Below are 9,511 nucleotides of genomic sequence, written 5' to 3' on the forward strand. Positions count from 1 at the left end.
TTGCTTTGCTGAAATGCTGATTAGCTTAAATCTAAATCCAGATCAGTAACAGCACCTTTGCTAGCGCTGCTTGCTAGGCTTGCATACTTAGCCAAGAGGCCGCGGGTGTAGCGTGGCTTAGGTTGCTTCCAGGCTGCACGACGTTTGGCAATCTCTTCATCGCTGACATTGAGCTGAATGAGGAGCTTATGAGCATCAATGGTTACAGAGTCACCTTCATTAATGAGGGCAATCGTGCCACCTACATAAGCTTCAGGAGCAACGTGTCCGACTACCATGCCCCAAGTTCCGCCAGAGAAGCGACCATCGGTGATCAGGCCTACAGATTCACCTAGACCTTGACCAACTAAGGCGGAGGTAGGAGAGAGCATCTCGCGCATACCAGGACCGCCTTTAGGGCCTTCATAGCGAATGATGACGATGTCGCCATCCTTGATCTTTTGCGCCATGATGGCTGCCATTGCATCATCTTCAGAATCAAATACACGGGCAGGGCCGGTAATGGATGGGTTCTTCAAGCCAGTAATCTTGGCAACGCAACCTTCAGGGGAGATATTGCCCTTCAGAATTGCTAAGTGACCTTGCTTGTACAAAGGATTGTCTAAGGTGCGAATGACTTTTTGATCGGCGCGCGGTACCGATGGAACATCCTTCAAGACTTCAGCAATGGTTTTGCCAGTAATCGTCATGCAATCACCATGGAGCAATCCACCATCTAACAAAATTTTCATCACTTGTGGAATGCCGCCAGCTTGATGTAGATCAGTCGCCAGATAAGTGCCAGATGGTTTCATATCCACGATTACGGGAACTTTTTTGCGAATGCGCTCAAAGTCATCAATCGTCCAATCGATTTCTGCCGCGCTAGTAATTGCCAAGAAATGCAAAACCGCATTGGTTGATCCGCCCACTGCCATGATCACACTCACAGCGTTCTCAATGGATTTCTTGGTAATGATGTCACGTGGACGCAAGTTATTTTTGATTGCTTCTACAAGAACACGTGCAGACTCAGCAGCGCTAGCCACTTTTTCTGCATCTACGTTAGCCATAGTAGAGGAGTAGGGTAGGCTCATGCCTAGGGCCTCAAACGAGGAACTCATCGTATTGGCTGTATACATACCACCGCAGGAGCCACTACCTGGGCAGGAGTGTTGTTCTACACCCTTGAGATCTTCTTCGCTCATACGGCCAGAAGTAAATTCACCAACTGCCTCGAATGCAGAGACAATATTGAGGTCTTTACCTTTGTAATGGCCTGGCTTAATCGTGCCGCCATAAACATAAATTGCGGGAACGTTGGTGCGGGCAATCGCCATCATGCCGCCCGGCATATTTTTATCGCAACCACCAATCACTACTACACCGTCTTGCCATAAACCATTGACACAAGTTTCAATGCTGTCGGCAATCACTTCACGAGATACGAGCGAGTACTTCATGCCTTCAGTGCCCATGCCAATACCATCTGAGACTGTAGGTGTTCCAAAGGTTTGGGCCTTTGCACCCGCTTCTTCCAATGCAATTACGGCAGCATCGGTTAATTTTTGCAATCCACTATTGCATGGGGTGATGGTGGAGTGGCCATTAGCAACACCCACCATTGGCTTGGTAAAATCCTTTTCTTCGTAACCCATGGCGTAATACATCGAGCGGTTAGGTGCGCGAGCGACTCCCTCGGTGACCATGCGTGAGCGTTCATTAAGGCGTTTCATGCTTATTACTCCAGAAAAGGTTTATTTCGAAAGGCTCTATTGTGCCGTGAGATGTGGTTTAAGGTGCCCATCCCTTATTGGGTTTGTAGCCCACTTGAATGTTGCGCTGCAATACAAATACCAATGAAATCATGTTTCTAGTATATAAATATTAGCTTTATAGCTAATAGCTTAAGAAAAGAGGCTGCAGTACATTCACTCATCTATTCATTTTTCCTTTGAATTCAATGACTAAAGTTGGCCATATTTACCTAATTGACGATGATGAGTCCATGCGGATTTCATTAGCTCGGATGTTGCGCGAGCTGGGTTACTTGGTTGAGGACTATGCGTCAGCCAAGGTTTTTATGGAAAAGTCAGTGCCTGTATCCCCTGCGGTTATTTTGTTAGATATGCAAATGCCAGATATGAGTGGCTTAGATTTGCAGGAGCAACTCCAAAAGCTTGGTCGTAAAACCCCCATCATATTTGTGAGCGGCCAAAGCCACCCCCATCAAATTGTGCAGGGCCTAAAGAAGGGCGCCTTGGATTTTCTATTTAAGCCATTTAACTTAGAAGAGCTCTTAAAAGCAGTGGCTGAGGCGATTGATTTTGATAGCCGTCAACTAAAACGCGTTTCTATTGATGTAGAAACAAAAAGCGAGTATGAGAGTCTGACCCCAAGAGAGCGAGAGGTCTGCGCTTGGTTGGTTAAAGGTCTTCTTAATAAGGATATTGCCGTAAAACTCGGGACAACGGATGCCACTATCAAGGTTCACAAAGCAAGGGTAATGGACAAGATGCATGTTGATTCTGTGCAAACCCTGGTAAAGAAATACCTAGAGTCAGATCTAGAGCACCATCCGCTATCAAAGTCATTGGCTATATAGCCATTTGCTGAAGGGCTTATTACTCTTGAAAGATTTTGGGGTTAGTATCAAATAAATTACTTATAAATGAGATATTTACCGAATCGTGAATAAGCCAGTCAAACTTCCAGAGATACGAAAAGAGGCTTTTACTAAGGCTCGAGAAAGTCTTGGTTTAAGCGCGAAGGATTTAGCTGGTAAAGCATGTTTATCTAGCCGTCAAATCGAGCAGATAGAGAACGGGGAGGTAAGTTCGTTTTACGGACCGCAAGTCAAAATTACTGCTGCCAAAAAAGTGGCTGCCATATTAAATCTCTCAGAAGAAGATGCTTTTGATTTTGGAGAAATGACTCCAAGTAAAAAAGGCGAAGTGAAAGATGTAGTGGAAGAGACAAAAATAAGTGCTGATTCAAGTGCAGCCAAAAGTAATGAGAAGTTAAAAGCAATCGTTCCTGAGAAAAAAATTCAATCTCAATCATCAAAGCCAGCTGCAGAGGACGCAAAACCCTCCGCATCTAAACAAGATCTCAATCAATACGCCTCAGTAAAAAATCCCAAGAAGCAAATCTTTTTGCTGTTAGGCATTACTGCGGCTTTAGTATTTTCTATTGTGAACTTACGGCCATTGTTTTTTCCAGAGCCGGTAAAAGAAGAAACTGTAGTAATTGAAGAGGTTTCGCCTACTCCTCCCTCAGCCGAGGCGGTAGCGGAATCTAAGCCTGCTCCTGCAACGACTCCTGAGCCTGTTACGGCCGCACCCTTAGCGGTGGCAGCAGCTTCTTCAGAGTGTCCTTCTGCAGATGCCACGGCAATCAATTACAGACCAGATGCGCCTAAAAAGGCTGGCGACATGGTGTATTTGCAATCAAAGACAGCGCAAACAGTGTGTGTTATCGATGCCAGTGGAAAAACCCAAAACAAAACTTTAGAGCCGGGAGTGGGGGTGAGTATTTATGGAAAACCACCTCTCAAGGTCTTGACCTCAGGATTGTCTCAGGTGGATATTTATTACCAGGGCGCAAAAGTGCGCCCTTCCAATACAACGGCTAAGACTATTAATTTGGAGTCGGCTGAAATTGTTCAGCCTTTGGCTCCAACAGATTCTCAGTTGCGTTAATTAAACTGCTGCTTCGTTGGTTTCACCAGTGCGAATGCGGATGACTTGTTCGACTGCGGTAACAAAAATTTTGCCATCACCAATTTTCCCAGTGTGAGCCGCTTTAGTAATTGCATCGAGTGCTGTCTCAAGACGGTCATCCGAAACCACTGCTTCAATCTTTACCTTGGGCAAGAAATCAACTGAATATTCAGCGCCACGGTAGAGCTCGGTATGACCCTTTTGGCGACCAAAACCTTTTACTTCTGTTACGGTTAGGCCAGTAACGCCTACTTCAGCCAAGGCCTCGCGAACTTCATCGAGCTTGAACGGTTTAATAATGGATGTAATGAGTTTCATGTGTTCCCCCTATGGAAATCATCATACCTAGAAGTCGTGGAAGTGCCAAATTGACGCCCCCGAAAGTGCTGGGGCAGGGCCTAGGCCCTAAATTGCGAGGTAATGGGGTAGCGCCAGTCACGACCAAATGCGCGAGTGGTAACGCGTACCCCAGGAGGAGCTTGACGGCGCTTGTATTCATTAAGCTTGATCAGGCGAGTTACCTTTTCTACACTCTCAGCATCAAAGCCTGCGGCGATGATTTGCTCGATAGATTGGTTTTGCTCCATATAGCGCTCAACGATGCCATCGAGTACTTCATAAGAGGGAAGACTATCTTGGTCGGTTTGGTCGGGACGCAATTCAGCGGAGGGTGCGCGCGTCAAAATTCGTTCTGGAATGACGGGGGCAAGACTATTGCGATAAGCGCATAAACGATAGACCAAGGTCTTAGCAATGTCTTTGATGACTGCAAAGCCGCCAGCCATGTCGCCATAGAGGGTGCAGTAACCTACGGCCATTTCACTCTTGTTCCCAGTAGTGAGCACCAGTCGCCCTGTTTTATTAGAAAGTGCCATGAGCATCGTGCCCCGCACGCGTGCTTGTATATTTTCTTCGGTAGCGTCTATCTTTGTGCCCTTAAATTGCTCTGCTAAAGATTGCTCTAAGGCATCAACCGGGCCACTAATAGGAATCTCATCGTATTGAACGCCTAAGTTCTTGGCCATCTCACGGGCATCAATCCAGGAAATATCAGCTGTATAGCGTGAGGGCATCATCACAGTGCGCACTTTATCCGCGCCTAAGGCATCTACTGCAATAGCAAGCACAAGAGCAGAATCAACGCCACCAGACAAACCAATGATGACGCCAGGAAAGCCATTCTTATTGACGTAATCACGCACTCCTAGGACTAAAGCTTGATAGGCTTGTGCCTCAACACTTTGCGCTGGAGAAATAGAGCCTTTTTCAAGCTCGCCGCTGGCGTTTACGCTCACCAACCCAAGAGCAGTTTCAAACTGGGGGAGGGACATGACTACTTCGCCATGACTACTTAAAGCAAATGATCCACCATCAAATACCAATTCATCTTGACCACCAACTGCATTGACATAGACCAAAGGCATTTTGGTTTGATCAATATGGGTACGCAAAACATCAATGCGTAAGGCTTCTTTTTTCAGATGATAGGGTGAAGCATTAGGTACGAGCAAGATTTGTGCCCCTGCAGCATGTGCTTGTTTTGCTGGACCAGGATGCCATGCATCCTCACAGAGAATTACGCCGTACTGAATGCCATCGCATTCAAATACACAAGCTTGGTTTCCGGGCACAAAGTAACGTACCTCATCAAACACTTCATGATTAGGCAATTCTTGTTTTGCATAACCTGCAATGACTTTGCCATTTCGTAAAACGGAGGCATAGTTTTGCAAGCCTACTGATGTTTGTTTTGGGTGACCAACGATCACTGTAAGGTCTGAATACTGCGCCAACTCTCTCATCAAGAGTTCAAGCTCTTGATTGGCCGCTTGAATAAAAGCAGGACGGAGTAATAAGTCTTCTGGGGGATAGCCTGTAAGAGAAAGCTCAGGCGTCACAACCAGCTTGGCGCCTTGTGAAAAGGCTGCTTGAGCAGCCTTGTGAATCAGTTGAGCGTTACCAGCCAGATCACCCAGTAATGGGTTCATTTGGGCTAAGGCAATTTTCTGCGCGCTCACTCCGAATCACAAAGCCTATTTAGTATTTAAAAATTAAGCGTTTTCTTTGTTGTAGCGCTCAATGCCCTCAAGAATTTCTTTATGAGCATCAGCAACGCCACCCCAACCTTTAACTTTTACCCACTTGCCTTTTTCGAGATCTTTATAGTGCTCAAAGAAGTGTTGAATTTGATTCAAGCGTAATGGGTTCATGTCTTCCGGTTTTTGCCAGTGGGTATAGATTGGCAAAATCTTATCTTCAGGTACGGCTAACAATTTAGCGTCTTGACCGGCTTCATCTTCCATCTGCAAGATACCAATAGCGCGGCAGCTCACTACAACACCAGGAATGAGTGGGAACGGAGTAATTACGAGGACGTCAACAGGGTCACCATCACCAGCGATGGTTTTATTGATGTAGCCATAGTTGCACGGATAGTGCATTGCAGTACCCATGAAACGGTCAACAAAAATTGCGCCACTCTCTTTATCCACTTCATACTTAATAGGGTCTGCATTCATGGGGATTTCAATAATGACGTTGAAGCTCTCAGGGATCTTTTTACCTGGCTTGACTTTGTCGAGACTCATACATACTCCGAATAAAGATTAGTAAATACCCTGATCCTAATGAGGGGGCGCAGGGGTGATTCTGCTACATACTGATACGGCTTAAAGACATAGTTTAAAGCTTTCAGAAACCGGGTCTGCCTAAGCGCTAGTAATACAAAACAATAAAGATTAACTTTAGGGAGTTCAAGCATGAGTAATGTCACTTTAGGCTTGTATTTTGCCTTGGCGTGCGGTGTCCTGGCCGTGATTTACGGTTTTGTGATGCGCGGCTGGATTTTGAAGCAAAGTACGGGCAATGCCAAGATGCAAGAGATTGCTGAGGCGATTCAGCAGGGTGCAGCAGCCTATCTTTCGCGCCAATATAAAACGATTGCGGTAGTTGGAATAGTCCTGGCTATTCTGATGGCGCTCTTTTTGGACTTTGCGACAGCAATTGGCTTTGTAGTCGGCGCGGTTCTCTCTGGCGCCTGCGGTTTCATTGGTATGAATGTTTCAGTGCGTGCAAACGTGCGTACTGCTGAAGCGGCTACCAAGGGAATGAACGAAGCACTTAATGTTGCTTTTAAGGGCGGCGCTATTACCGGTATGTTGGTGGTTGGCCTTGGCCTCCTTGGTGTTGGTTTGTTCTTTATGTTCCTGGTATCAATTGGTGCTGGACAAGACCTCTCCTCTGTATTGCATCCGCTGATTGGTTTGGCATTCGGCTCCTCTTTGATTTCGATCTTTGCCCGTTTAGGTGGCGGCATCTTTACTAAAGGCGCTGACGTTGGTGCTGACTTGGTCGGTAAAGTTGAAGCAGGTATTCCAGAAGATGATCCACGTAATCCTGCGGTGATCGCTGATAACGTAGGTGATAACGTAGGTGATTGCGCTGGTATGGCAGCCGACTTATTTGAAACCTACGCGGTAACGCTGATTGCAACGATGGTCTTGGGTTCATTAATGGTTGCTGGTGCTCCAGTAGCTGCAATTATTTACCCATTAGTACTGGGTGGCGTATCCATCATTGCTTCCATCATCGGTTGCTCTTTTGTTAAAGCAACGCCTGGTATGAAGAATGTGATGCCAGCTTTGTACAAAGGACTCATCATTGCAGGTGGTTTATCACTAGTAGCCTTCTATTTTGTAACGAACTTCATCATGCCTGATGATGCCCTCGGTATTCCAGGTAGTCAGTGGCGCTTATTCGGTTCAACAGTGGTTGGCTTATTGCTGACAGCTGGATTAGTCTGGATCACTGAGTACTACACCGGCACTCAGTTCAAGCCAGTACAGCACATTGCTGAAGCTTCTACAAAAGGTCATGGCACCAATATCATTGCTGGCTTAGGCATTTCGATGAAGTCGACTGCTTATCCAGTGTTATTTGTTTGTGCAGCGATTTATGCCGCTTACTGGTTAGCTGGTTTGTATGGCATTGCAATAGCAGCGACAGCAATGTTGTCAATGGCAGGTATCGTCGTTGCGCTTGATGCATACGGCCCAATTACCGATAACGCCGGCGGTATTGCTGAAATGGCAGGCTTGCCACAATCAGTGCGCGATATTACAGATCCATTAGATGCTGTTGGCAACACTACTAAAGCAGTGACTAAGGGCTATGCGATTGGATCCGCTGGTTTAGCTTCATTGGTCCTTTTTGCGGACTATACCCATGCCCTAGAAAGCATTGGTCAGCAGGTTTCTTTTGACTTGTCTAATCACATGGTCATCATTGGCCTCTTCATCGGCGGCATGATTCCTTACTTGTTTGGTGCGATGGCGATGGAAGCGGTGGGTCGTTGTGCGGGCGCGGTTGTTGAGGAAGTGCGTCGTCAGTTCCGTGATATTCCGGGAATCATGGAGGGCACTGCTAAGCCTGAGTACGGCAAGGCTGTAGACATGCTCACAGGCGCAGCTATCAAAGAAATGATCATTCCTTCATTGCTACCTGTAGTGGCACCAATCGTTGTTGGTCTATTGCTTGGCCCTGCGGCATTGGGTGGCTTGCTGATGGGCACGATTGTGACTGGCTTGTTTGTGGCAATCTCAATGTGTACCGGTGGCGGTGCTTGGGACAATGCAAAGAAATATATCGAGGAAGGTAACTTCGGCGGTAAAGGTTCTGAGGCGCATAAAGCAGCTGTGACTGGTGATACTGTGGGCGATCCCTACAAAGACACTGCGGGTCCTGCTGTTAATCCATTAATTAAGATCATCAACATCGTGGCATTGCTCATCGTGCCATTGCTGCCAGTGATTACAAAATAACAGCGTTGTAGAGTTAAACAAAAAGCCTAGCAATGCTAGGCTTTTTGTTTATGGGCCTAAGATGAGCTGCCATGAGGAGCTTATTGTTGAGGTGTGAGTGAAATTGAGATCATAAAAATCCAAATCGACCCAAGTAATGCAACAACATTCCCTAAGGGGTTTGTTGATAAATCTAAATTAGATGCAACCACTGAAGAGCAAATCATGCAGCAAGAAACGCAAGATGATCTGGAGTGGGAATGCTTTATTAATAATGCCCCTACATAGATGCTAAGAAGGGTATTTTTGGGGCTTGTATAGGCACTTAATGCAATATACAATTGCTATATACGCTGGGAGATGAATGAAATGGCTATTTCAACTGTTTTTACGAATAACCGGACTCAAGCCGTAAGGTTGCCTGCCGAAATGCGGCTGCCGGAAAATGTTCGCAAGGTGAATATTCGCGCAAAGGGTCGGGAGAGAATAATTGCCCCAATTGAAAACATGTGGGACAACTACTTTTTGGGCGATGCTCGTGTAAGTGATGATTTTATGAATGAAAGAGGCTCTCAAGAGCAAGGCGATAGAGAGCCTCTCTAATGCTTAAGTATTTGCTAGATACCAATATTGTTATTTATGTAATGAAGCGAAAGCCGATAGAGGTGCTTCAGGTCTTCAATAAAAATGCCAACCGAATGGCTATCTCAACAATTACGTTGGCAGAGTTGATGTATGGCGCAGAAAAGAGTCAACAGGTTGAAAGTAATCTTAACAACATTGAAGACTTTGTAAGTCACTTAGAGGTTTTACCCTATGACATAAATGCAACTCAGCATTATGGTCAAATTAAAGCATTCTTGGAGGGTAAGGGTAAACCTATTGGAGTAAATGATATTCATATTGCGGCTCATGCTAGAAGTCATGGTTTAACCTTGGTAACAAATAATCTATCCGAATTTAAAAGAGTCCCTAATCTTGCTCTTGAAAATTGGATTTAGAAAAAACGTC

At 45.7% G+C, this 9,511-nt stretch carries 10 protein-coding genes; 6 read left to right on the forward strand and 4 right to left on the reverse strand.

Annotated features, from left to right (window positions below; genetic code table 11):
• Positions 1–20: 20 nt before the first annotated feature.
• Positions 21–1,715 carry a dihydroxy-acid dehydratase gene (gene ilvD / locus A9236_RS08550; protein WP_071464959.1) on the reverse strand — a complete coding sequence of 565 codons (1,695 nt, stop codon included), beginning with the start codon at positions 1,713–1,715 and terminating at the stop codon, positions 21–23.
• A 227-nt stretch (positions 1,716–1,942) separates the two neighbouring features.
• Between ilvD and A9236_RS08555 the strand changes: the two genes are divergently transcribed.
• A complete protein-coding gene (locus A9236_RS08555; protein ID WP_071464960.1) occupies positions 1,943–2,584 on the forward strand; it encodes a response regulator transcription factor in 642 nt (213 codons plus the stop codon).
• An 85-nt stretch (positions 2,585–2,669) separates the two neighbouring features.
• Positions 2,670–3,680: a helix-turn-helix domain-containing protein gene (locus A9236_RS08560; protein WP_071464961.1), complete on the forward strand. Its 1,011-nt coding sequence runs from the start codon at positions 2,670–2,672 to the stop codon at positions 3,678–3,680.
• On the opposite strand, the gene glnK is transcribed toward A9236_RS08560, so the two are convergent.
• The 3 genes from glnK to ppa form a co-directional block, all read right to left on the reverse strand.
• Positions 3,681–4,019: a P-II family nitrogen regulator gene (glnK, locus tag A9236_RS08565; RefSeq protein ID WP_071464962.1), complete on the reverse strand. Its 339-nt coding sequence runs from the start codon at positions 4,017–4,019 to the stop codon at positions 3,681–3,683.
• 80 nt (positions 4,020–4,099) lie between these two features.
• Positions 4,100–5,719 carry an NAD+ synthase gene (locus tag A9236_RS08570; RefSeq protein WP_071464963.1) on the reverse strand — a complete coding sequence of 540 codons (1,620 nt, stop codon included), beginning with the start codon at positions 5,717–5,719 and terminating at the stop codon, positions 4,100–4,102.
• Positions 5,720–5,752: 33 nt separating this feature from the next.
• On the reverse strand, positions 5,753–6,289 hold the full coding sequence (gene ppa / locus A9236_RS08575; RefSeq protein ID WP_071464964.1) for an inorganic diphosphatase: 537 nt from the start codon (positions 6,287–6,289) through the stop codon (positions 5,753–5,755).
• Between the two features lie 171 nt (positions 6,290–6,460).
• Between ppa and A9236_RS08580 the strand changes: the two genes are divergently transcribed.
• The 4 genes from A9236_RS08580 (at position 6,461) to A9236_RS08590 (ending at position 9,501) form a co-directional block, all read left to right on the forward strand.
• A complete protein-coding gene (locus A9236_RS08580) occupies positions 6,461–8,521 on the forward strand; it encodes a sodium-translocating pyrophosphatase (RefSeq protein WP_071464965.1) in 2,061 nt (686 codons plus the stop codon).
• Between the two features lie 93 nt (positions 8,522–8,614).
• A complete protein-coding gene (locus A9236_RS11100; RefSeq protein WP_161485619.1) occupies positions 8,615–8,788 on the forward strand; it encodes a hypothetical protein in 174 nt (57 codons plus the stop codon).
• A 72-nt stretch (positions 8,789–8,860) separates the two neighbouring features.
• A complete protein-coding gene (gene vapB / locus A9236_RS08585; protein WP_369821169.1) occupies positions 8,861–9,103 on the forward strand; it encodes a type II toxin-antitoxin system VapB family antitoxin in 243 nt (80 codons plus the stop codon).
• Complete coding sequence (locus tag A9236_RS08590) at positions 9,103–9,501, forward strand: type II toxin-antitoxin system VapC family toxin (protein WP_071464966.1); 399 nt, start codon at positions 9,103–9,105, stop codon at positions 9,499–9,501. The genes vapB and A9236_RS08590 overlap by 1 nt, the downstream gene beginning before the upstream one ends.
• The last annotated feature ends 10 nt before the right edge of the window (positions 9,502–9,511 follow it).

It is taken from the genome of Polynucleobacter sp. QLW-P1DATA-2 (assembly GCF_001870365.1).
Lineage (GTDB): Bacteria > Pseudomonadota > Gammaproteobacteria > Burkholderiales > Burkholderiaceae > Polynucleobacter.